The sequence below is a fragment of the Balneolaceae bacterium genome, from assembly GCA_034521495.1.
Lineage (GTDB): Bacteria > Bacteroidota > Rhodothermia > Balneolales > Balneolaceae > Rhodohalobacter.
Window position 1 is genome coordinate 490614 of sequence record JAXHMK010000009.1, and the last position, 23495, is coordinate 514108.

Here is a 23495-nt window from a genome sequence, read left to right on the forward strand (position 1 = left end):
TAAACGATAAGAGAGATATCATCCGATTATGAGCCCCAAAACGCTTATTTGGAAAAATAGTATGAGTATTTCAGTAACGGGCAAGCTGCCCGTTGTACTTGTACGCCGGACAGCCTGTCCGGCACGACAATTGTTGTTATGTTACAGAACGGCAGGTTGTGTGTTTGAACGCTATTCATACATCCTGTTCCACACTTCCCACTGGAGTTGCGTTGGTCAGTAACGGGCAAGCTGCCCGTTGTACTTGTACGCCGGACAGCTTGTCCGGCACCACAATCTGTTCTTATGATACAGAACGGGAGGTTGTGTGTTTGAACGCTATTCAGGCATCCTGTTCCACACTTCCCACTGGAGTTGCGTTGGTCAGTAACGGGCTGGCTTAACTTCGCATAAAGCTTCGATGTGTAAACTGCCCGTTGTACAATTAAGCACCCATTGACTTTGTTCGAGCATAAAATCGAAGATTGTGCAGAATTCCGGCAACGGTTAATCCGGTTATCAAACCAATCCATAAACCTGGCGCACCATAATCAGAGATAAAACCGAGATAGTACGCCACCGTAATTCCAATCACCCAATAGGCAAACAGATTTACAAACATAGGAACTTTGGTATCTTTGAGTCCGCGAAGAGCACCAAAACCGGCAACTTGTAATCCATCAGAAAGTTGGAAAACGGCTGCAAAAAAGAGTAATTCTACAGCAACGGTTTTTACGGCGGCATCATCGGTGTAGATAGAAGCAATTGTATTAGGAAACAGGAAAATAAAGATTGCTGTAAGTACCATAATGCAACTGCACACTCCAACGCCTACATAACCCCGAAATCGGGCTTCGGCCGGACGTCTTCTCCCTATGGAATTCCCAACGCGTGCGGTAATGGCAACAGACAATCCAAATGGAATCATAAACATCATAGCCGCAAAATTTATAGCTACCTGGTGACCGGCCACGGCTACGGCGCTTAAGGTACTGATCATTAAACTTACAGCAGCAAACATCGAGACTTCCATGGTAGAACTGATCCCGATGGGGACTCCAATACGCAGAAGTTCAGACAGATATTTCCACTCTGGCAACCGGAATTTTGAAAATATATCGAACCGTTGATAGGATTTGTAACTGTATGTAAATGCAAACATGGCGATGAACATTACAGTATACACGATGGAGGATGCGTATCCTGTTCCCACTGCACCCAGTTGTGGTAACCCGAATTTTCCAAACATCAAAACATAGTTTGCCGGAATGTTTACCAATGTTCCCAATAAGGCAACGAACATAGCCGGGCGAGTAACGCTCAACCCTTCATTAAAATTTCTGAGTCCCCCGTAGGCATAAAGCGGAAAAATCCCCCACGAAATTGCTGTTAGATATCCCGAAGCAATAGGAATTACATCTTCAGTTACACCGATCCAAACGAATAGAATATCGAGATTTCGAAGAAGGAAAAAACTGGGAAGTGCAAGAATTTGGCTGAGCCATAAAACCTGCCGTGCATTCTTTCCAATAACTGATAATTTACGCCCCCCAACATTCTGTGCCACGATAGGAGTAACCCCCATCATACTGCCAAGGCAAAGAACTACAAAAGGAATAAGTATACTCGTACCAACAGCAACGGCAGCAAGATCTTCCGGTGAAAGGCGGCCGGCCATAACAGTGTCCACAAAACTCATACTCATTTGCAGGAGCTGAGCTATAATTACCGGAAATCCAATTGTCATTAAATTCGATATCTCTTTCCGGATTAGCTGGCGATATGAGTGGTCTGGCATTTCCATAGGAGGGCATAGATGGTACAAATTTTTTGGCAGAAAGGAGAGAGCTATTTTCGTTCAGGAAAATATTAGAAGCGTGTTTATTTGACAGGCAGTTTTACAAAAAATGTAGTTCCTTTTCCATTATTGGGTTCGAACCAAATATCGCCGCCGTGAGCTTCTACAATTTTCTTTGATATGGCAAGTCCCAGTCCGGTACCGCTCGATTTCGTTGAAAAATTTGGCACAAATACTTTTTCACGAGACTCCAAATCAATGCCTGTACCATTATCAGATATTTTTATTAGAATATTTTTTGATCTTCTTTCAAGAGAGATTTTAACGAAGGCTTTTTCCTCGTCGCAAGCTTCAATTGAATTTTTTAACAAGTTGACTAAAACCCGGCGCAATTCATCTTTTACAGCTTGGATTTTTACGTTTTGTTCCGGCAGGTGAAGATCTACTACAACAGTGGATTTATTGTTGTACAGATCAGAAATAGATTCAAGAAGTTCCGTGAGATTAACCTGCTCTTTGGGTTCCCGGATAGGCTGAGCAAACTTAGAAAAATCGGAGGCTATTTTGTTCAACGATTCAATCTGCCCGATTATATTGTTGGCAGTTTTTTCAATAACAGGTTTCAACTCAAGGACCTTATCCGGATTTTGTTCCAACTGCCGTTGCAGGTGTTGAAGATTCAGTTTCATTGGGGTGAGCGGATTTTTGATTTCATGTGCTACCTGCTGTGCCATCTCTTTCCATGCAGATTCACGCTCTGCTTTTAGCAGTTCTTTTTGAGCTTCTTCAAGTCGTTCAACCATATTATTATAGGCATTGGCCAAAGAACCAATTTCATCGCGGCTGGTAACCGGTACTTTTGTTCTCATATCACCTCTTGAAATTTTCTTCAAGCCGGTTTGAATAAGAGATATTGATTTGGTTAACCGACCTGATAGGATGACTGAGCCTGTAATAAATAGTGCAAATATGAAGAGGTAAACCACGAAAAGATAACTGGTGGTCTCAAGCAATTGTTCATTATAAATAGGAGACTGTAAAAACGTTGGTATTGCAATAACTCCAATGGGTTGACCGGCCTGGTTCATCAGTGATTGATAACCTACAAGCAACTCTTCATTACCAATTCTAACAGTGGTGATATAATGGCTCCGCTGTTGGTTATAGATAAAATCGTAAACAGGAAAAGGCAGTATCGATGGAATTAAATTTTGCTGAAATACCTGCGGTGTGGTTGATTCAGCAACCTCAGTTCCACGGTATAAAATTACATCAGCATTGAAGGTAGAAGTAAGATCAGCCAGTGTTACCGAAGTTCTGTCAATTGAATTTGAAAGGGAAAAGTTTTTCAAAGATTCCGAAAGGTTATCAAGGTTCTGAATGAGTTCCCGTTCCAGTTTCTCTTCATTCTGAATACCAACAGCATACTGTGTTGTAAAAGTTAAAACAATCAAAAATATAATAGTGGCAAAAGCCAGTCCGTCGATAAGACGCGATCTAAATCTCTTGCTCTGCCCAAAAGGGCTAAAATGGCCAAAACCGGCGATTGATAGTATGGAAAAGCAGAATAACCCGAAGAATACAAGCACAATTTGTAGTCTGAAGTATGAAAACAGGTGTTGCTCTATTCCGGGAAATGGAGTACTGGCTTTTACAATTTTTGGGTCTTCAGTGGATATTAAAACCTCTCGGAATGATCCGTTGGAAGTTGAATTGGTAAGAAAATTGATAGAATCAGTCTGGGCAATTTCAAGCTCTCTGGCTGGTAGTTGATGGTATTGAGGCTGATGGCTGTACAAACCAATCATGGCATTTCTCGTCAGACGCGATCCAGTAAATTCAGCCAGATAAAAACTTTGTTTCCAGGCGTCAGATGGAGTTTCAGATAAAACCGCCCGCATCGGTTTGTTATAAACAGCGCGTTCCAGGTAAACATCGGCCGCCACCCATACAATAATTTCACGTGGATTTTCGCTATCGTATAAAGGTATCCATCCGCGGGAAAGCGATACAAACCGATCAGATAGATTCAATGGCAGATTATCCCAGATGACCGGACGGTTGTTATGCCAACGTATCTGTTCGCTTTGATAGGTTCGCAGCATTATATCCCTGTTAGAGAAATATGTTGACCATGAAGGGGTTTCTACAGATGTAGTGTAGGTAGCAATTTCCTGGTTTTGCTGGGTAATCAGCTTCACATAAAAGGAATAATTTTGCCATTCGGGTCGGATGATTTGCTGGATTGTTTCCTGGAATTGAATCTGAATGTTGGATGATCGCTGGTTCAGATCTTCCTGTGAGAGATCAGAAAGATTAAATTCAATCTCAGAAAGAAGATCATACAGTACCTCTTCCGTTTGGACGGATTCTTCTTCAACAAAATTTGAGGCCTGAGTTAGAAGTGCTTGATCTAACCGGGTATTGGTGGCGTTCCAGATAATAACGTAGATAATGGAGGAGGCGATAAATACACCAATTAGTAACTTACGAAAACCGGACATCTCTTTGACCAATTTGGGATATTGATGCAGGAAGTGAATACTAATGAGGTAGATGAACAAAAGGCAGATTGCCAGAATAAATTCCCAGTCGATTACTGTAAAATCTGTCAGAAAAAGATCCAGCAGAAAAAAGGTACAGATAAAACTAAAGGATGTAATGACAGATATAAGCGCGGCTTTCCCACTTTCAATCAATTCCAGGTGATAACCTGCGGAAACAATAATGCCCGACAAGCCGGTGAAGAATAGTGCAGAAAAAATATAAAAGAAGAACGATTGAGTATTCGGTGCTAACTCCAGATCAAGCAATGGAATATCACTGTTTGTTAACAGAGTTTGAGTTGATTGAATGAAGAACAGGATGAGTATGACCTGAATTGCACCAAATAAAATTGATAATAAAAAAGATCGGGATAGTTTGTTGCTCCACTCCGGGAATTGGGTGAGTTTTAATAAGTTGTGGAACGCGATAAATAGAATGAAGATAAAGAAACTATTAACTGCATAGAATGTGAATTCTTTGATAGAACGTAATTCCTGTCCGGTTGTCATCGAAAAAATCATGGATGACCACTGGCCGATAAAATCTCCATAAATAATTAATGGCCAGGTAACTGCAACAATAATAAATGTGAAAGCAGATTTAGTGACATTTTTTTTCCGTGTAGTCCAAGAGAAAAGAGTAATGAAAAAAAATAGAAATATGGCTACATGAAAACTGAACCGGTAAGCAAGAGTTGTTGAATTATCGGTTATTGGACTGTTGATTGCCTGGTTTGGATCGGCATAGACGGTTCCAACTGAGTCACTATAACTGGTGCTTAAGATTCTTTTGGGAGCGTTACGGGGTGCATTTCCAAAAAAGTTGAAGTAGATCGGGTAACGATTATTAAGATTGGGCTGATCAGAAAATTGCAACGCCCTCTCTTCTGAAAATGGGAGTTCTGAAACCTGGTAAAGTTTCTCAGCCGTTACAACGGTGTACTTTTCCTCATTAAAATTGATAATTCGTTTACTGAGAAAGGCTACTACATTATTAAAATTAACAATGGAGGTGGTGTCAGAACGATTGTTAAAGATTGTAGAATCAGAAGGCGAGCTTACATCAAAGCCGGTCCAGATCCATTTCTCGTTGTCCTGGAAAACTGTAACTCCCCATATATCATATTGCTCTAACCGGTTGTGCAGTGCTATCTTTGCCGTTTTCGTTTGAATGGCATCATTAATGTCCCGGTAGATCTGATTGGATTTGGTTTGAAATTCTTCAGACAGTTCACCAAAGAATTTAACTCCCTGGTCCAATGATTGAGCAATGTCATCTTTTACATCCGTTCTGGTATCGGCAGAACCGGGTATTGTGGAAATCTCAAATAAACTATAGCCTGTAAGTAAAACTACCAGTACAGAAAGTGAAATAGCAGTAGAATATTTGACTGACCAGAACAAACGATAAAACGTTTAGTTTATATTAGAAGAAAAGATGGTATGGAATTTGGCATAGCAACAGTTAGCCTGCTACTATTCAGTATCTTCTACTTCGGTAATTTCTGCATCATTCCACATTCGTTCAATTCCATAATACTGTCTTTTTTCCTCGCTAAAAATGTGAACGACTACGTTAACATAATCCAGGATAATCCATCTTCTTGCATCCAGTCCCTCTTTTTTCCAAACATTCTCCCCCAAATCTTCCTTCACTTTTTCAGTGGCACTATTTGCAAGAGCACGAATTTGTGTTTCCGAATTTCCGTGGCATACTACAAAGTAATCGGTTAGTGTTGTTAGTGCCCGAACGTCCAGTATTTTTATATCTCTCGCTTTTTTTTCAAGCAAACCCTCTGTGATAGAATCAATTAAAAGCTTCGAATCTGCTGTTTTGCTTGGTGAATCAGTTTGAAATTGCGATTCGGCAACATCTGTTTTTTTTGTCATAGGCGATTAATGTAAGTTTAAAGATTGATAATCTGATCCAATAATAAGTGTTACATCAAGGTAATATTCAGGAGCTTGTTCCCTCAGAACTTGTTGATGTGAAACCCCAAGAGCATCTGCTACACGATAGGCATTTTCCATTTGTCCGCTTCGTGAAATGATAAAGGTTTTTGATACGTCAAAGTGATCGTAATTTCCGGTTTCAACTACATCAAAACCGTATTCTCTTAGTTTATCAGTAAACCGTGTTGCAATTCCCGTAATTCCACAACCATTTAATACCTCAAGTTGAATTACTTCACTAATGAGTGAGGGATCTTCCTGGATACGATCAGTTACAATTCTTGGATATAAGATACGAGAAAACAGGGCAACAAGTAATATCAATAGCAGAACGCCAAGAAAACCAATTACCGAATTGAGAAAGAGATGTTTGGAAGATTCATCCTTCGAAATGTTGCTCATTTACTCTATCAATACCAAGGTCTCATCATTCTGTTGAACGGAGAAAAAGCCCCATAACCATAGTGTGCCGGTCGTTGTGAGAATTGGAAGGAGATGCTTGCATTATCAGAAAGTTGATAATCTAAGCGGGCTTGGTCAATAATAATTTGGGCACCGAAATCATTACTGTTGTTCGTCATAAAACTATTGCCAAATGGCGAATGGAGAAGAGAAACATCAAGTTGTGCCTTCAGGCGGTCGCTTACATCAAAAAACATATGATTGGTATAAGCGTTCATATTTTGCATCTGTCCGCCAAAGTTACTGAACGACATAGAATAGGAGTGACTCATCGTCATATTCAGCATATTCATCCAGTTGCCGGGCCCACCCGTCTGCTGGGAACTGGATAGCGTAGTAGTATACGTCTCTGGTTGATAGGAAAGATCTTCACGCAATTGGGCATTTGCCACAACCGCTGTTGCTAAGAAAATAATAGTAAGAGAAGTAAGGATTTTCTTCATGACTTTGTCTTTCTAATCAAACGGTTTTACATAATAAATAATTATACATAATTGTAGGAAGTAAGTAAATAGATTTTATTGGTTTTAAAAAGAGAATTTATTCAGAAACGATCAGTTCAATAAAGATCTTGTAAGAAGATTAAAAAACTACTATATTTTTTGGCTTCCTTAAAGTTGAAAACTCAAATTCATAATCCCTACTGTTTTGAAAATGAAATTGACAGATTTCAAATTTGAAATCGATGATTTTAATGTCCCTGAAGAACCAAAAGACCCAAGAGATGAGTCAAGGCTGATGGTCTTGAATCGAGAGGATGAATCCATTAAACATGAAGAGTTTAAAGACATTCACAAACATTTTAATAAGGGTGATGTAATTGTTTATAACAATACAAAAGTATTCCCTGCAAAATTGAAGGGCAAGAAAGAGAAGACCGATGCGGATATCGAGGTTTTCCTTTTGAGAGAACTAATGCCGGAAAATATGCTCTGGGATGTTCTGGTTGAACCTGCCCGAAAAATTCGAATTGGCAATAAACTTTACTTCGGTGAAGATTTAATGGCAGAGGTAATTGATAATACGACCTCCAGAGGCAGAACTATTCGCTTTCTGTACGATGGTCCGAATGACGATCTGTATGACAGATTGGACGAGATCGGCGATATGCCACTGCCGCCATATATTGACAGAGAACCTAAAGAGAGCGACAAAGAAAGGTATCAAACCATTTTTGCGAAAGAACGGGGGGCAGTTGCTGCACCTGCCGCCGGAATGCATTTTACACACGAGTTAGTGGAAAAACTCGAGAAGAAAGGAGTAGAATTTCTTCCGGTAACCCTTCATATTGGATGGGGTACATTCCGCCCTGTTGAAGTGGAAGATCTTACCAAGCACAGAACAGACTCAGATAACTATTACATATCCAAGGAGACTTCAGACAGAATTAATGAAGCACTTTCCAGTAAGAAAAATAAAGTATATGCTTGTGGAACGTCGGCTGTTCGGGTTATTGAAACCAGTGTAATGGCAAGTGGTATGTCGAAGCCCGGAACCGGATGGACGGATAAATTTATCTATCCAGATTATGAGTTTAAAATTACTGAAGGTATTATAACCAATTTTCACAGACCCGAATCAACACTTTTGATGTTGGCTGCGGCTTTTGGCGGATTTGAATTCATCAAAAAAGCTTACAAGGAAGCTGTTGCTGAAGATTATCGGTTCTTTGCATTCGGGGATGCAATGTTGATCCAATAAAGCTGTGGCTAAACAACAACTTGCACTTATCATACCGGCTGCCGGGAAGGGTGAAAGACTCGGCGCCGAAATTCCAAAGCCTTATATAAAGGTAGCCGGTAAAACTATTCTTGAATATACACTTCTTAAATTCAGGGATGTTACAGGATTAGGTGAAGTTATTGTTTCAACATCTATGCAGTACGTTGATACTACACAAGAAGTGCTTTCCCGTGTTTTTCCCGACTTGAATTATTCTGTGGTAGAAGGTGGAGAGGAGAGGCAGGATTCAATTCGAAATGCAATAGAAAAAATTTCAGACAAGACCGGTCTTATTGCTGTTCATGATGCGGTCCGTCCCTTTGTTAGTAAAGAAGAGATTGAAAACTGTGTGGAAGAAGCATCGCGGTCTGGTGGAGCTGTATTGGCTATTCCAGCTCGTGATACCATTAAAGTGGCTCGCCAAAATCTTGAAATTGCAGAAACACCAAACCGGGAGAGATTATGGCAAGCTCAGACTCCGCAAGTTTTTTGGGCAGCTTTGCTCAGGGAGGCTTATCAATATGCGGCGGAGCACAAGTTTTTGGGTTCAGACGATTCCTCCCTTGTGGAAAAGATTGGCGGGAAGGTGGTACTTGTCAGAGGATCCAGTAAAAATTTCAAAATTACCCACCCGTATGATTTGGATATGGCTCGCTATTTGATTGAGGAGGGAGCAGAGTGAGTTTTCGGGTAGGCCTTGGGTACGATGTGCACCCGTTCCGGGAAAATCGAAAATTGATTCTCGGCGGTATAGAAATTCCATTTGAAAAGGGATTAAAGGGGCATTCTGATGCTGATGTATTACTGCACGCTATTATTGATGCAATTTTAGGAGCAGCTGCATTGGGCGATATTGGTCAGCATTTTCCGGATACAAATCCGGATTTTAAAAACGCCGATAGTACAAAACTTCTCGTAGAATGTTATGAAATGGTTCAAAAAAAAGGGTTAACTATCGAGAATATAGACTCGACCGTAGTGACTGAAAAACCAAAACTCAGCCCATTTATCCCAAAAATTCGGAAACATATTAGTGAAGTTTTAAACTGTGATGCAGACCAGGTTTCTGTAAAAGCCACTACAAATGAAAAAATGGGGTTTGTTGGCCGTCAAGAAGGGATTATGGTTCACGCTGTGGCACTTTTAAAAAGAGATTAAGATGGAGGCATACGTTCAACAAATTGTTGAGTGGATACAAGCTCTTTCTCCTTTCTATATCTATATTATCTTCACGCTCGTTGCTTATTTTGAAAATATTATCCCTCCAATTCCAGGAGATGTACTTGTGGCTTTTGGCGGATACCTTGCGGCAGAGCAGATCATAAATTTTGTACCTGTATTGATTTTTACAACAGTGGCTTCGGTTTTTGGGTTTATGAGTATGTATGCCATTGGTTGGTATTTTGGAGACCGGATTGAGCAAGAGAGAAATCGATTTTGGCTGATGAGGTTCATAGATGTTAAATATTTCGACAAAATTAGAAGGTGGATGAGCAGGTGGGGGCAAGGTGTAATTATTGCAAACCGGTTTTTGGCCGGAACTCGTTCTGCAATTTCTCTTGCTTCAGGGATGAGCAAAACAAAAGTTTATCCTACTGTAATCAATTCGTTTATTAGCTCAATCTTGTGGAATACTATTTTATTGCTATTTGGTTGGATTGTTCACGAAAATTGGCAAATCATTGGCCATTATTTAAATGTTTATGGCTGGATAATATTGATTCTCATTGCCATTTTTATTGTAGGTCGTGTTGTTTATAAGAGATTCCGGCAGTCCGAGGAAAAGTAAGAAAAAAAGTTCTCAATTTTGTTGATTAGTATTAAAGATGTTCTTATACTTCAGGTCTTTCGCTTGTGGGAAAATTACGCCTACAAGTTATAGAGGGTGAGCAGGATTTTGTTTCTGCCCGCTGTTGTTCAATGTTTTTTGAAATTTTGGAAATGCCAGTGTAGCTCAGGGGTAGAGCAGCGGTTTTGTAAACCGCCGGTCATCGGTTCAAATCCGGTCACTGGCTCTCTCTATTTATATTTTTATATAATTAGAAGTAAGGGGGGATACCAAAGTGGCCAACTGGGGCAGACTGTAAATCTGTTGTCGTGAGACTTCGGAGGTTCGAATCCTCCTCCCCCCACAATTATTGCGGGCGTAGCTCAATTGGTAGAGCGTCACCCTTCCAAGGTGAATGTTGCCAGTTCGACTCTGGTCGCCCGCTCACTGAAATAAGCCGATATAGCTCAGGGGTAGAGCACTTCCATGGTAAGGAAGGGGTCGTCGGTTCAATTCCGACTATCGGCTCTTCAGGGTGAACGTTTTAAATAAATGAAACCATAAATAATTTTTAAACCATGGCAAAAGAGACATTTCAACGTACCAAGCCGCATGTAAACATTGGTACGATCGGTCACGTAGATCACGGCAAGACAACGCTAACGGCGGCGATTACGACGGTAATGGCCAAGCACTATGGGGGTGTAGCCAAACAGTTTACAGATATTGATAATGCACCTGAGGAGCGCGAGCGTGGAATTACCATAGCGACGGCTCACGTGGAATATGAAACCGACCAGCGCCACTATGCCCATGTGGACTGTCCGGGACACGCCGACTATGTAAAGAATATGGTGACCGGCGCGGCCCAGATGGACGGGGCGATTTTGGTAGTAGCGGCCACAGATGGCCCGATGCCCCAGACTCGTGAGCACATTCTTCTGGCCCGCCAGGTAGGGGTTCCCCAGATTGTTGTGTTTATGAACAAGACCGACCTGGTAGACGATGAGGAGTTGATTGAGCTGGTAGAACTGGAAGTTCGCGAGCTGCTGACCTCCTATGAATTTGACGGGGATAATATTCCGGTGATCCAGGGAAGTGCCCTGAATGCCCTGAACGGCGATGCCGACAGTGAGCAGGCAATTCTGGACCTGATGGATGCCGTCGATGAGACCGTGCCTACACCGGAGCGGGATATTGAAAAGCCGTTCCTGATGCCGGTTGAAGATGTGTTTTCAATTACCGGCCGTGGTACGGTCGCCACCGGGCGAATTGAGCGGGGTGTTGTAAAGCTCAACGACGAGGTGGAAATAGTCGGGATTGTAGAAGATCCGATGAAGAGTGTGGTTACCGGGATTGAGATGTTCCGCCGTTTGCTGGAGGAAGGTCAGGCAGGCGACAACGCCGGGATCTTGCTTCGGGGAATTAACAAAGAGCAGCTGGAGCGGGGGATGGTACTCTGCAAGCCGGGCTCGATTACCCCACACAAAGAGTTTGAATGCGAGGTATATGTACTGAGCAAAGATGAAGGAGGCCGTCACACGCCGTTCTTCAAAGGATATCGTCCGCAGTTTTATTTCCGGACCACAGATGTGACGGGAGCCTGTGAGCTACCCGAAGGAGTGGAGATGGTGATGCCGGGCGACAACGTGAAGATGAATGTAAAACTGATCCAGCCGGTCGCCATGGAGAAAGGACTTCGGTTTGCGATTCGCGAAGGCGGACGCACCGTTGGAGCTGGTGTAGTTACTAAAATTAATGACTGATTAAAGTCGTATGTAATTTTGCAGGGCTAAGGTAACTTGGTTCTGCATATTACTACGGGTGTAGCTCAGTTGGCAGAGCACTGGTCTCCAAAACCAGGTGTCGGGAGTTCGAGTCTCTCCACCCGTGCTATAAGGCAATAGATTTTATATATGGAGAAAATTAAAGAGTTCATAGAAGGTGTTCGTAAGGAGATGGCAAAAGTGTCATGGCCGTCTCAACAAGAGCTAATCGACAGCACAATTATAGTGATCGTGTTTACAATCATTATTTCTGCGTTCATCTTTGGAGTGGATCAAGTTTATAGCACCATTTTGGGGGCAATATATCAATGAGTACAGCCGAAGAGAAAAATGAAGATGGATTTGACTGGTACGTAGTTCGTTGTTTTTCCAGTCATGAAAAAAAAGTAAAAGAGTTTCTGACCAGAGAAATTGAAGATCAGGGACTTGAACATAAGATTAAAGAGATTTTAATACCAACTGAGACTGTTGTTGAAATTAGATCGGGTAAAAAACGAACAAAAGAGAAGAATTTTTTCCCCGGATATATTTTACTCAAGACCCGGTATGATGAAGAAGTAAACAATTTAGTACAATCAGCACCATCCTGTATAGGGTTTTTAAAAGCAGGTAAGAGTGATATAATTCCAACACCATTAAAGAAACGAGAAGTTGATCGTATTCTCGGCCGTGTAATGGATAGTGAAGAGATGGCCGAGAAAGGTGGAGTTGTAGATATCCCCTATAAAGAGGGAGATGTTGTTAAAGTAATTGACGGACCGTTCAAAGAGTTTGACGGAACGGTTCAAGAAGTACTCACTGAAAAATTGAAATTACGAGTACTCGTAAGCATTTTCGGTAGAAAAACTCCTGTTGAAGTTGATTTGAACCAGGTTGAATCTACCACTTAAAAAAACTTAAACGTGAGCTATTACGCAGCAAACAAAAGCATGAATCACTAATTGATTCTTTATGGCAAAAAAAGTAGATACAGTGCTTAAACTTCAAATTGTTGGTGGACAGGCCAATCCCGCCCCACCCGTGGGGCCAGCTTTGGGACAGGCAGGCATTAACATAATGGAGTTTTGTAAAGCATTTAATGCACAAACCCAGGAAAAGGCAGGTACCATTATTCCTGTTGAGATTACTGTGTATGCGGACAAATCGTTTAGCTTCAAAACGAAAACTCCGCCCGCAGCAGTTCTTCTCAAAAAAGCCGCTAACATTAAATCAGGATCAGGTGAACCTAACCGGGCAAAGGTAGGTAAAGTAACTTTCGATCAATGCCGTGAAATTGCACAGCAAAAGATGGAAGACCTGAATGCTTTTGATGTAGATAACGCAGCAGAGATGATTGCAGGTACTGCCAGAAGTATGGGTTTGAGAGTAATCCGAGATAATTAAAAGGATGATAAGAAATGGCAAAAAGAAGTAAGAAATATCAACAGGTCGCTGAATTGATTGACCCTGACATGGAGTATACCCTCGAGGAGGCTTGTGATCTTATAAAACAAACAAGCACAACGTCTTTCGATGCTTCCGTAGATCTTGATCTTCGGTTAGGTGTAGATCCGCGTCATGCAGATCAAATGGTTCGTGGCACTGTTTCGCTTCCTCACGGAACTGGAAAAGAGATTCGTGTACTTGCTTTTGTAAATGAAGCAAAGCAGGAAGAAGCGAAAGAGGCCGGAGCCGATTATGTTGGCCTTGATGAATACATTACGAAAATTGAAGATGGTTGGGCTGACGTAGATGTAATTATTGCTACGCCGGATGTCATGGGTAAAATTGGTAAACTCGGACGACATCTGGGCCCACGTGGTCTTATGCCAAATCCTAAAAGTGGAACAGTAACTACCGATGTAGAAGGAACTGTTAAAGAATTCAAAGCCGGCAAGATTGATTTCCGGGTTGATAAAACAGGCATTCTGCATACATCTGTAGGTAAAGTAAGTTTTGATGCAAATGAATTGCGTGAAAATCTTATTTCTTTTCTGCAAACTATTTTAAGGTTACGGCCGGCATCAGCGAAAGGTCAATACATCAGAAGTGCTTTTTTAAGTACTACAATGGGGCCGAGTATCCAGATTAACCGATCATCAATTATTTCAATTTAGAAATTAATAAGTAAGAACAATGCCGACATTAACAGATAAAAAGGCAGTTGTAGAAGAAATTACCGAGCAGCTGAATAGCTCTAACGCGGTTTACATTACCAATTACTCCGGCATGTCTGTTGGAGATATGGGTGAGTTGCGTGGGAAATTTCGCGAAGGTAATGTGCGCTTTAAAGTGTATAAAAACACACTTATAAAAAGAGCGATGGATACAATTGGCGGATATGACGAACTCTATCCACACCTTGCAGAACAAAACGGTTTTGCGTTTGTGGAAGAAGAGCTTGCTGCACCTGCTAAAGTTTTGAAAGACTATATTAAGGAAAATGAAAAGCCAAAATTTAAGGCTGCCTTAATAGATGGTGATTATTACACGGAAGACCAACTCGATACACTGGCCGCTATGAAGTCTAAGAGCGAAGTTATCGGCGATATTATTGGTCTGTTGATGGCACCAATGTCGAACATAGTAAGTGGATTGCAGGCACAAGGAGGCAATCTTGCAGGAGCAATCAAAACAATCGCTGAAGAAGGCGACGAATAACCAATCACTAAAAATTTTTTAATTAAACCGACGAACGGAGAATAATTATAATGGCTGACGTTAAAGAAATCGCAGAACAACTCGTTAACTTAACGATCAAAGAAGCAAACGAACTAGCAAAAGTTCTTGAAGAAGAATACGACATTAAACCTGCTGCTGCGGCTGTAGCTGTAGCTGGCGGAGGTGCCGGTGGCGGAGATGGAGAAGCTGCTGAAGAACAAACAGAGTTTGATGTAGTTCTGAACTCTGCTGGAGCGAAGAAAATTGCAGTGATCAAAGAGGTTCGTAGTATCACCGGTCTTGGACTGAAAGAGGCTAAAGAACTGGTTGATAATGCACCAAACACTGTAAAAGAAGCAGTTGCTAAAGCAGAAGCTGAAGATCTTAAAGCAAAACTTGAAGATGCCGGAGCTGAAGTAGAGCTCAAGTAACCGGCTCTGTCTATTTATTGCCTTAGCCGACATCTAATTTAGGTGTTGGCTTTTGGCGTCTAAATCATATGTGAGAATCTTACTAAAAGGACTCCACAAGAGAGTTCGCTCACATTTCTTTTTAACCTAAAGGAGAAGTCCTTTTGAGTACAACTATGGAGAAAATCCCGTTTACAGATCGCCTTTCATTCGGCAGAATAAAAAAAGTAATAGATTATCCAGATTTCTTAGATATCCAACTCGAATCTTTCAACAGTTTTGCGCAGCTTGATGTTGCCCCGAACGACCGAGAGAATCAGGGATTACAAAGAATATTCAATGAGAATTTCCCTATTCAGGACTCAAGGGAAACTCATATTCTGGAGTTTATCTATTATTCTGTCGATACGCCAAAATATAATATTAAAGAGTGCCAGGAACGAGGACTCACATATGCCATTCCATTAAAGGCAAGATTAAGATTGTCTGCTGTGGATAGTTCCGATGAAGCATCCGAGACCATTGAACAGGAAGTATTTCTGGGAGATCTGCCGTGGATGACTAAAAGAGGAACCTTCATTGTGAATGGAGCTGAACGTGTAATTGTAAGTCAGTTACACCGTTCACCAGGTGTGTTTTTCGGACAGAATGTCCATCCTAACGGTACAGTATTATACTCAGCACGGGTTATACCTTTTAAAGGTTCATGGATAGAGTTTACCAATGATATTCGTGACGTGCTCTGGGCATACATTGACAGAAAGAAAAAGATTCCTGCTACTACTCTCTTACGCGCTCTCGGATTTTCAACAGATCTGGATGTACTGAGTCTTTTTGAACTTTCTGAGGAAGAATCGTTTGGTTCGAAGAAAAAGTACAACGATAATCTGGTCGGAAAAAGGTTAGCAACAGACATTACTGTTGAAGTAACCGAAGAAGTAGTTGATGATGAAACCGGCGAAGTTACTGAAGCAACTGAACGAAGAGTTCTTCTTGAGCGGGATCATGAATTGACCGAGGACGATTACGGAGTACTCAAAGAAGCTGACGTGAAAAAAGTTCTGGTTCAAAAAATTGATGAAGAAGAGTCAGAGCGATCTGTCATCATGAATACATTGAGGAAAGATCCTTCTCATGATGATGTGACGGCGCTTGGAGAAATTTACCAGCAGATCAGAACGGGTGAAATGCCGGATCCTGAAACTGCGAGACAAGTACTCGAACGATTGTTCTTCAGCGACAAGAAATATGATCTTGGTGAAGTTGGAAGATATCGACTCAACAAGCGTTTGAAGCTGGATATAGATCCTGATATTCAATATCTAACCAAAGAAGATATTGTTGCAATCGTCAAAGAGGTAATTCGTCTCAAAGAGATGAAATCGCAGGTAGATGACATTGATCACCTGAGTAACCGGCGTGTACGAACTGTTGGCGAGCAGTTAGCTCAACAGTTTTCTATCGGCCTGGCAAGAATGGCCCGAACGATCCGTGAGCGAATGAACTCTCGTGATGCTGAGCAGTTAACTCCGCAAGATCTTGTAAATGCACGTACCATATCAAGTGTAATTAACAGCTTCTTTGGTACCAATCAGCTCTCTCAGTTTATGGACCAAACCAACCCGGCGGCTGAACTGACACATAAACGACGTATGTCGGCATTAGGCCCTGGTGGATTAACTCGTGAACGAGCCGGTTTTGAAGTTCGTGACGTCCACTACACTCACTATGGCCGTTTGTGCCCTATTGAAACACCTGAAGGTCCGAATATTGGATTGATTACCTCTCTTTGCGTTCATGCTAAGGTGAATGATTTCGGATTTATCGAAACTCCGTATCGTGAGGTGAAGGAAGGCAAGGTGACCAATAATGTTGAATATCTTGCTGCTGAACAGGAAGATGAGACAGTAATTGCGCAGGCAAATGCACCGATTACAGACGAAGGTAATTTTGAAAATGAGTCTGTATTCTCCCGGTTTAGAGACAGTAATGTAGGTCTCGCCAAACCGGATCAGATTGAATATATGGACGTATCTGCCAACCAGATTACTTCACTGGCTGCAGCGCTGATTCCATTTATTGAACACGATGATGCCAACCGTGCTTTGATGGGATCTAACATGCAGCGCCAGGCTGTGCCACTGTTAAGACCGGAATCACCTATTGTAGGAACCGGACTTGAACAGCGTGCAGCAAAAGACTCCCGTACTATAATAAGTGCTGAAGGAGATGGAGAAGTGATGTACGTAAGTGGTGATGAGATTCGCATTAAGTACGAACGTACTGAGATGGAACAGGACTGTTACTTCGATGAAGGTATTAAGAGTTACAAACTTCAAAAAAATGAAAGAAGTAACCAGGACACGACTATAAATCAGCGTCCCATTGTAAGTGTTGGCGATAAAGTGAAAGAAGGGGAAGCTATTGCCGATGGTTGTGCTACGGATAAAGGTGAGTTAGCTCTTGGAAGAAACATGCTTGTGGCCTTTATGCCATGGCGTGGTTACAACTTCGAGGATGCTATTGTTATCAGTGAGCGAATTGTTCAGGATGATGTTTATACATCTATTCACATTACTGAATTTGAACAGCAAGTTCGAGACACCAAGCGCGGCGAAGAGGAACTGACGCGTGAAATTCCCAATGTAAGTGAAGATGCTACGAAAGATCTTGATGAACGTGGAATTATACGAGTCGGTGCGAAAGTAAATCACGGAGATATCCTGGTTGGTAAAATTACTCCAAAAGGAGAGACCGACCCAACTCCTGAAGAGAAATTACTTCGCGCAATTTTCGGTGATAAAGCCGGTGATGTGAAAGACGCCTCGATGAAAACACCTCCGGGTGTATCTGGTGTGGTAATCAACACGAAGCTTTTCAGCCGTAAACGGGATGAACAGATCTCTCGGAAGGAAGAGAAGAAAATGGTTGAGCAAGAGAATGAGCGACACGCTAAAAAACTTGCAGATCTTAACCAGAAGTGGGCTGATAAAATGTACAGCCTGTTGCGGGATAAGACATCTCCCGGAGTGTACAACTACAGTGAAGTTGAGTTGATTCCAAAAGGTGAGAAATATAAAAAATCAGTTTTTGAAGAGCTCGACCCTGTGAACATCAATGAAAATATTGATTGGGCAACTGATGAAGAGCTCGTGAAGCATGTGAAGTTGCTCTTTAAGAACTACAGAGAACTTCGTAGAGAAATTGATACCGAGGCAAAACGCCGTAAATACCAAATTCAGGTTGGCGATGAGTTACCCCCGGGAATTATTCAGAAAGCCAAAGTCTATGTTGCCAAGAAGCGTAAAATGCAGGTGGGTGACAAGATGGCTGGTCGTCACGGAAATAAAGGTGTAATTGCCAAAGTAGTTCCGGTCGAAGATATGCCATTTACGAAAGATGGCACTCCGGTGGATATCGTTCTGAATCCGTTGGGTGTACCATCTCGGATGAACCTTGGTCAGATATACGAAACTATTCTTGGCTGGGCCGGAAAGAAATTGGGTGTGAAATATGCATCACCAATTTTTGATGGTGCTTCTTACGACCAGGTTCAGGAAGAACTGGAGAAAGCCGGGCTTCCGAAAGATGGTCGTGTTTACTTGTATGATGGGCAAACTGGTGAGAAGCTAAATCAAAAAACCACTGTTGGCTACATGTACATGCTGAAACTCAACCACCTTGTTGAGGATAAGATGCACGCTCGTTCTATCGGTCCATACTCACTGATTACGCAACAGCCGCTGGGTGGTAAAGCACAATTTGGCGGTCAGCGACTTGGTGAAATGGAGGTTTGGGCACTGTATGCGTATGGTGCAGCCAATGTTCTGAAAGAGATGCTCACTGTTAAAAGTGATGATGTAAAAGGACGCTCAAAAGTATATGAAGCCATCGTGAAAGGTGAGAACCTGCCCGAAGGTGATGTGCCGGAGTCGTTCAAAGTTTTATTACGTGAAATGATGGGTCTCGGTCTCGAAATCCATATTGACTAATTTTTGTTCTGTTAATTAAATCTAAAAGGAGGTTTTCCTTTGCCGTCTACACAAACATTAACTGTTAAAAAAGACTTCAACAAAATCGGGATCTCTTTGGCATCTGCCGAGACTATTCTATCCCGTTCACATGGAGAAGTTCTTACACCTGAAACGATCAATTACAGAACATTCAAACCGGAAATGGATGGTCTTTTCTGTGAAAAGATCTTCGGTCCGGTGAAAGATTATGAATGCCACTGTGGAAAATACAAGCGCATCCGTTACAAAGGAATTATCTGTGACCGCTGCGGTGTTGAAGTTACCCGAAAAGCAGTACGAAGAGAGCGTATGGGGCATATTACCCTCACAGTTCCTATTGTACATATCTGGTATTTCAAATCCCTGCCGAGTAAATTAGCTTATCTGCTGGGCTACTCTTCAAAGAATTTAGAAAAGATTGTTTACTACGAAACCTTTGTAGTTATTAATCCTGGTTTTGCCAGAGATCTTGGCTACAAACGTGGTGATATGATTTCAGAAGAGGAGAAGTTCGATATTCTGGACCAACTTCCGGAAGATCATTATGAAATGGATAATGATGACGAAGACAAATTCATCGTAAAAGATGGTGCCGAAGCTATTGAGGAACTTCTCACCGACATGGATTTGGATGGTCTTGCTTACACTCTGAGAGACGAGGTAAAAAATGAAACGTCTCAGATGCGTAAGAAGAAAAAGCTAAAGAGACTCCAGGTTATTGAGTCTTTCCGTTCTGCAAATCAACATACTGAGAATGATCCACGATGGATGATTCAAAGTGTGATTCCGGTTATTCCTCCGGAATTGAGACCACTTGTTCCATTGGAAGGCGGCCGTTTTGCAACATCTGATCTGAATGATCTCTACCGGCGGGTTATTATCAGAAACAATCGTTTGAAGAGATTGATAGATATTAAAGCTCCTGATGTAATTCTCAGAAATGAGAAACGAATGCTGCAGGAAGCGGTTGATTCTCTGTATGACAACTCAAGAAAATCTAATGCAGTAAGGAACAACAACCGACCTCTGAAATCTCTCAGCGATATGCTGAAAGGAAAGAGTGGTCGATTCCGCCAAAATCTACTTGGTAAACGTGTTGACTATTCCGGCCGATCTGTAATTGTTGTAGGCCCGGAACTGAAAATGCACGAGTGTGGTCTGCCGAAAGAGATGGCTGTTGAACTTTACAAACCTTTTGTAATTCGACGCCTCATTGAGCGTGGATATGTGAAGACGGTGAAAAGTGCCAAGAAAGTTGTTGACAGGCGAGAACAGGCTGTTTGGGAAGTTCTCGAAAATGTAATTGACGGACACCCGGTTCTGTTGAATCGTGCTCCGACTTTGCACAGGTTAGGTATTCAGGCATATCAACCGGTCTTAATTGAAGAGAAAGCCATTCGATTGCACCCGCTCTCATGTACAGCGTTTAATGCTGACTTTGACGGTGATCAGATGGCTGTTCACCTTCCGTTGAGTCATGATGCGGTTCTTGAAGCATCTATCCTGATGCTTGGCTCGCATAACATCTTAAGCCCTGCCAGTGGCGGACCGATTGCGGTTCCTTCGCAGGATATGATTTTAGGTATTTATTACCTCACTAAGATGGGCAATGGTAAACGTGGTGAAGGTAAAACTTTTGCTAATCCGGATGAAGTACTGGTTGCTTATGATCAGAACAAGATCGACGTTCATGCCAAGATCAACGTTCGAATTCCAAAAGTGAACGAAGAGGGTGAGACGGAATATGAAATCATTAAAACCACAACAGGCCGGGTTCTGTTTAATAGAATTGTGCCTGAGAATATTCCATTTGTGAATAAGACGCTTGGTAAGAAGGAGTTGAGAACACTTATTGGCGACATTCACAGTTCTACGGGAACGACTGTTACAGCCGATTTTCTTGACAAAATGAAAGCGATGGGCTTTGAACGAGCTACTACAGGTGGACTTTCGTTCAGCCTTGAAGATATCATTATACCGGATGCTAAGCAGCAATTAATTGATAAAGCTCAGTCTGAAGTAGCTGAAATCCAGGATCGTTATGAAATGGGTTTCATTACAGATAATGAGCGATACAACCAGGTTATTGACAAGTGGACAAGCACAACAAATCGAGTATCTGAAACACTCTTTCAGAGTCTGGCAGACGATAAGGATGGATTTAATGCCGTCTTTATGATGGCCGATTCAGGTGCTCGTGGTTCGAAAGAACAGATCCGTCAGCTTGGTGGTATGCGTGGATTGATGGCCAAGCCGCAGAAAAGTTCTATGCAGCAGGGCAATGAGGTTATTGAAAATCCAATTTTGTCAAGTTTCCGTGAAGGGCTCACTGTTCTTGAATACTTTATTTCAACACACGGTGCTCGTAAAGGATTGGCCGATACGGCTCTGAAAACGGCCGATGCCGGTTACCTTACACGACGACTGGTTGATGTTTCACAGGATATCATTATTAATGAGGACGATTGTGGAACACTGCGTGGAATTAAGATGAAGGCTCTCAAAGACAATGAAGATATCATTGAAAGTCTTGAGAACAGGATTATTGGCCGAGTGTCTATGCATGAGATTCGTGACCCTATTAGTGATGAACATATCTGTGATGCCAATGAATTGATTACAGAGAAAATTGCTAAGAAAATTGCTGAAACGAACATAGAAGAAGTTGAAATTCGTTCAGTACTAACCTGCGAAACAGAACGTGGCGTGTGTGCGAAATGCTATGGTCGTGATATGTCGCGAAACGCTCTTGTTCAAACAGGTGAAGCAGTTGGAGTAATTGCGGCTCAGTCTATTGGTGAGCCGGGTACACAGCTGACACTTCGAACGTTCCACGTAGGTGGTACGGCATCTCGTATGGAATCTGATTCACAACACAAAGCGAAATTCGATGGAAAAATTGAATTCGAAAACGTACGTATTGTTGAATACGACGACGGCGAAGAGATACACAATGTTGTACTAAGCCGTGCGGGAGAAATGAAGATTGTTGGTGAAGACGGTAAAATTCTGAATACATACAATGTACCTTATGGTTCAGAAATGCTTGTTGAAGAGGGAGATAAAGTTCCTAAAGGAATGCCTCTTTGTAAGTGGGATCCATATAACGCACTGATATTCAGTGAACTTGACGGAAAAGTCGAGTACAAGGATATTATTGAGGAGATTACATACACCGCTGATACCGATGCTCAAACCGGACACAGGGAGAAAGTAATTATCGATTCCCGAGACCGATCGCTTGTTCCTACTCTTGTAGTGAAAGGAGATGATGATCGAATTCGTGAGAATACACTACCTGTTGAAACTCATATCGTTGTAGACGATGGTGAGAAAGTTCAGGCTGGTCAGATTCTGGCTAAGATTCCGCGTGCTGCTTCCAAATCGAAAGATATTACAGCGGGTCTGCCGCGTGTAACCGAGTTGTTCGAGGCACGGTCACCAAGTGACCCGGCTACGGTATCTGAGATTGACGGTATTGTAAGAATGGGCGGAAGAAAACGAGGTTCTCAGGAAGTAATCGTTGAGAGCAAGGACGGAACCGAAGAGAAGAAATATTTGATCTCGCTGTCTAAGCATATCCTCGTTCAGGAAAATGACTTTGTGAAAGCTGGTCAGGCACTTTCTGATGGTACTATACCCGCTCAGGAGATCCTCAACATTCTTGGACCGTTTGCTGTACAGTCTTACCTGGTGAATGAGATTCAGGAAGTTTACCGATTGCAGGGTGTGAAAATCAATGACAAGCATATTGAGGTTATTGTTCGCACAATGATGCAGAAGGTTGAAGTAACCGATCCCGGTGATACGATGTTCCTTGAAGGCGACAAAGTTGACCGGTTCGAACTCAACAACAAGAATGATGAATTGATCGGTAAGTTTGTTGTTACCGATCCGGGTGGAAGTGACCTGAAAAGAGGAGCCACTCTGGACAGGCGTGAAGTTCGGGAGTACAACAACGAAATGATCCAGGAAGGTTTAGACGAATTACAGACACGAGAAGCAGAACCGGCAATCTCGAAACCGATACTGCTTGGAATTACGCGTGCTTCGCTTTCAACTGAAAGTTGGTTGTCTGCCGCATCATTCCAGGAAACCACAAAAGTTCTTACACAGGCTTCCATCGAGGCGAAGAAAGATCACCTCCGCGGCCTGAAAGAGAATGTTATTGTGGGTCACAAAGTACCTGCCGGTACAGGACTGCAGAAATACGAAGAACTCATTGTGGGTTCTAAAGCAGATCTCGACGAGCAGGACGAGGATATCCAAAAAGTGTTTGAAACACTTGGAGCGGATAATCCGGAAGCGGAAGAGGAAAACGAATAAAAAGAAAAAAGTCCTGATGGAAATCAGGGCTTTTGTAGCGAATTAATATTGGAATCGAAATCCGCGAAGTTTTTAAAACTTCGCGGATTTT

Annotated in this window: 19 protein-coding genes and 5 tRNA genes; 19 read left to right on the forward strand and 5 right to left on the reverse strand. The window is 42.1% G+C overall.

Features of this window, described 5'->3' with window-relative positions; translation table 11 throughout:
* Positions 1 to 61 precede the first annotated feature (61 nt).
* Positions 62 to 223 (forward strand): hypothetical protein, encoded by a 162-nt coding sequence (locus U5K72_07140; GenBank protein ID MDZ7718576.1) that lies wholly within the window; start codon positions 62 to 64, stop codon positions 221 to 223.
* Between the two features lie 201 nt (positions 224 to 424).
* On the opposite strand, the gene U5K72_07145 is transcribed toward U5K72_07140, so the two are convergent.
* The 5 genes from U5K72_07145 to U5K72_07165 all read right to left on the reverse strand — a co-directional run bounded on the left by U5K72_07145 (position 425) and on the right by U5K72_07165 (position 7181).
* The gene (locus U5K72_07145; protein ID MDZ7718577.1) at positions 425 to 1726 is read right to left on the reverse strand and encodes an MATE family efflux transporter; all 1302 of its coding nucleotides are present in this window, start codon (positions 1724 to 1726) and stop codon (positions 425 to 427) included.
* Positions 1727 to 1860: 134 nt separating this feature from the next.
* Entirely contained in the window at positions 1861 to 5727 is a 3867-nt protein-coding gene (locus tag U5K72_07150) for a HAMP domain-containing sensor histidine kinase (protein ID MDZ7718578.1), read from the reverse strand.
* 72 nt (positions 5728 to 5799) lie between these two features.
* The gene (rsfS, locus tag U5K72_07155; GenBank protein ID MDZ7718579.1) at positions 5800 to 6213 is read right to left on the reverse strand and encodes a ribosome silencing factor; all 414 of its coding nucleotides are present in this window, start codon (positions 6211 to 6213) and stop codon (positions 5800 to 5802) included.
* Positions 6214 to 6219: 6 nt separating this feature from the next.
* Positions 6220 to 6678 carry a LytR C-terminal domain-containing protein gene (locus U5K72_07160; protein ID MDZ7718580.1) on the reverse strand — a complete coding sequence of 153 codons (459 nt, stop codon included), beginning with the start codon at positions 6676 to 6678 and terminating at the stop codon, positions 6220 to 6222.
* A gap of 8 nt (positions 6679 to 6686) precedes the next feature.
* The gene (locus tag U5K72_07165; GenBank protein MDZ7718581.1) at positions 6687 to 7181 is read right to left on the reverse strand and encodes a hypothetical protein; all 495 of its coding nucleotides are present in this window, start codon (positions 7179 to 7181) and stop codon (positions 6687 to 6689) included.
* A gap of 211 nt (positions 7182 to 7392) precedes the next feature.
* Between U5K72_07165 and queA the strand changes: the two genes are divergently transcribed.
* The 18 genes from queA to rpoC all read left to right on the forward strand — a co-directional run bounded on the left by queA (position 7393) and on the right by rpoC (position 23404).
* Positions 7393 to 8439 carry a tRNA preQ1(34) S-adenosylmethionine ribosyltransferase-isomerase QueA gene (queA, locus tag U5K72_07170; protein ID MDZ7718582.1) on the forward strand — a complete coding sequence of 349 codons (1047 nt, stop codon included), beginning with the start codon at positions 7393 to 7395 and terminating at the stop codon, positions 8437 to 8439.
* Positions 8440 to 8443: 4 nt separating this feature from the next.
* On the forward strand, positions 8444 to 9142 hold the full coding sequence (gene ispD / locus U5K72_07175; protein ID MDZ7718583.1) for a 2-C-methyl-D-erythritol 4-phosphate cytidylyltransferase: 699 nt from the start codon (positions 8444 to 8446) through the stop codon (positions 9140 to 9142).
* Positions 9139 to 9618 carry a 2-C-methyl-D-erythritol 2,4-cyclodiphosphate synthase gene (gene ispF, locus U5K72_07180; protein MDZ7718584.1) on the forward strand — a complete coding sequence of 160 codons (480 nt, stop codon included), beginning with the start codon at positions 9139 to 9141 and terminating at the stop codon, positions 9616 to 9618. The genes ispD and ispF overlap by 4 nt, the downstream gene beginning before the upstream one ends.
* 1 nt (position 9619) lies before the next feature.
* The gene (locus tag U5K72_07185) at positions 9620 to 10249 is read left to right on the forward strand and encodes a DedA family protein (protein ID MDZ7718585.1); all 630 of its coding nucleotides are present in this window, start codon (positions 9620 to 9622) and stop codon (positions 10247 to 10249) included.
* Between the two features lie 154 nt (positions 10250 to 10403).
* A tRNA-Thr gene (locus tag U5K72_07190) sits at positions 10404 to 10475 on the forward strand.
* 34 nt (positions 10476 to 10509) lie between these two features.
* Positions 10510 to 10592, forward strand: a tRNA-Tyr gene (locus tag U5K72_07195).
* A gap of 8 nt (positions 10593 to 10600) precedes the next feature.
* A tRNA-Gly gene (locus U5K72_07200) sits at positions 10601 to 10673 on the forward strand.
* Positions 10674 to 10684: 11 nt separating this feature from the next.
* Positions 10685 to 10756: transfer RNA gene (locus U5K72_07205), tRNA-Thr, on the forward strand.
* A gap of 50 nt (positions 10757 to 10806) precedes the next feature.
* Positions 10807 to 11994 carry an elongation factor Tu gene (gene tuf, locus U5K72_07210; protein ID MDZ7718586.1) on the forward strand — a complete coding sequence of 396 codons (1188 nt, stop codon included), beginning with the start codon at positions 10807 to 10809 and terminating at the stop codon, positions 11992 to 11994.
* A 54-nt stretch (positions 11995 to 12048) separates the two neighbouring features.
* Positions 12049 to 12121, forward strand: a tRNA-Trp gene (locus U5K72_07215).
* A gap of 23 nt (positions 12122 to 12144) precedes the next feature.
* Positions 12145 to 12327, forward strand: a complete 183-nt coding sequence (secE, locus tag U5K72_07220; protein ID MDZ7718587.1) for a preprotein translocase subunit SecE — start codon at positions 12145 to 12147, stop codon at positions 12325 to 12327.
* Positions 12324 to 12905 (forward strand): transcription termination/antitermination protein NusG, encoded by a 582-nt coding sequence (gene nusG / locus U5K72_07225; protein ID MDZ7718588.1) that lies wholly within the window; start codon positions 12324 to 12326, stop codon positions 12903 to 12905. Before secE ends, nusG begins: the two co-directional genes overlap by 4 nt.
* 61 nt (positions 12906 to 12966) lie before the next feature.
* Positions 12967 to 13398 (forward strand): 50S ribosomal protein L11, encoded by a 432-nt coding sequence (gene rplK, locus U5K72_07230; GenBank protein MDZ7718589.1) that lies wholly within the window; start codon positions 12967 to 12969, stop codon positions 13396 to 13398.
* 14 nt (positions 13399 to 13412) lie between these two features.
* Positions 13413 to 14111 carry a 50S ribosomal protein L1 gene (gene rplA, locus U5K72_07235; protein MDZ7718590.1) on the forward strand — a complete coding sequence of 233 codons (699 nt, stop codon included), beginning with the start codon at positions 13413 to 13415 and terminating at the stop codon, positions 14109 to 14111.
* Between the two features lie 19 nt (positions 14112 to 14130).
* Positions 14131 to 14655 carry a 50S ribosomal protein L10 gene (rplJ, locus tag U5K72_07240; protein MDZ7718591.1) on the forward strand — a complete coding sequence of 175 codons (525 nt, stop codon included), beginning with the start codon at positions 14131 to 14133 and terminating at the stop codon, positions 14653 to 14655.
* 50 nt (positions 14656 to 14705) lie between these two features.
* Positions 14706 to 15086 carry a 50S ribosomal protein L7/L12 gene (gene rplL, locus U5K72_07245; protein ID MDZ7718592.1) on the forward strand — a complete coding sequence of 127 codons (381 nt, stop codon included), beginning with the start codon at positions 14706 to 14708 and terminating at the stop codon, positions 15084 to 15086.
* Between the two features lie 143 nt (positions 15087 to 15229).
* Positions 15230 to 19057 carry a DNA-directed RNA polymerase subunit beta gene (rpoB, locus tag U5K72_07250; GenBank protein ID MDZ7718593.1) on the forward strand — a complete coding sequence of 1276 codons (3828 nt, stop codon included), beginning with the start codon at positions 15230 to 15232 and terminating at the stop codon, positions 19055 to 19057.
* Positions 19058 to 19096: 39 nt separating this feature from the next.
* Positions 19097 to 23404, forward strand: a complete 4308-nt coding sequence (rpoC, locus tag U5K72_07255) for a DNA-directed RNA polymerase subunit beta' (protein ID MDZ7718594.1) — start codon at positions 19097 to 19099, stop codon at positions 23402 to 23404.
* Positions 23405 to 23495: the final 91 nt, after the last annotated feature.

Coding starts and splice junctions, on each gene's coding strand:
- rplA (MDZ7718590.1), top strand. CDS start 13,413: ATGGCAAAAAGAAGTAAGAAATATCAACAGGTCGCTGAATTGATTGAC.
- rplL (MDZ7718592.1), top strand. CDS start 14,706: ATGGCTGACGTTAAAGAAATCGCAGAACAACTCGTTAACTTAACGATC.
- rsfS (MDZ7718579.1), bottom strand. CDS start 6,213: ATGACAAAAAAAACAGATGTTGCCGAATCGCAATTTCAAACTGATTCA.
- secE (MDZ7718587.1), top strand. CDS start 12,145: ATGGAGAAAATTAAAGAGTTCATAGAAGGTGTTCGTAAGGAGATGGCA.
- U5K72_07185 (MDZ7718585.1), top strand. CDS start 9,620: ATGGAGGCATACGTTCAACAAATTGTTGAGTGGATACAAGCTCTTTCT.
- U5K72_07145 (MDZ7718577.1), bottom strand. CDS start 1,726: ATGACAATTGGATTTCCGGTAATTATAGCTCAGCTCCTGCAAATGAGT.
- U5K72_07165 (MDZ7718581.1), bottom strand. CDS start 7,181: ATGAAGAAAATCCTTACTTCTCTTACTATTATTTTCTTAGCAACAGCG.
- tuf (MDZ7718586.1), top strand. CDS start 10,807: ATGGCAAAAGAGACATTTCAACGTACCAAGCCGCATGTAAACATTGGT.
- nusG (MDZ7718588.1), top strand. CDS start 12,324: ATGAGTACAGCCGAAGAGAAAAATGAAGATGGATTTGACTGGTACGTA.
- rplK (MDZ7718589.1), top strand. CDS start 12,967: ATGGCAAAAAAAGTAGATACAGTGCTTAAACTTCAAATTGTTGGTGGA.
- U5K72_07160 (MDZ7718580.1), bottom strand. CDS start 6,678: ATGAGCAACATTTCGAAGGATGAATCTTCCAAACATCTCTTTCTCAAT.
- rplJ (MDZ7718591.1), top strand. CDS start 14,131: ATGCCGACATTAACAGATAAAAAGGCAGTTGTAGAAGAAATTACCGAG.
- queA (MDZ7718582.1), top strand. CDS start 7,393: ATGAAATTGACAGATTTCAAATTTGAAATCGATGATTTTAATGTCCCT.
- U5K72_07140 (MDZ7718576.1), top strand. CDS start 62: ATGAGTATTTCAGTAACGGGCAAGCTGCCCGTTGTACTTGTACGCCGG.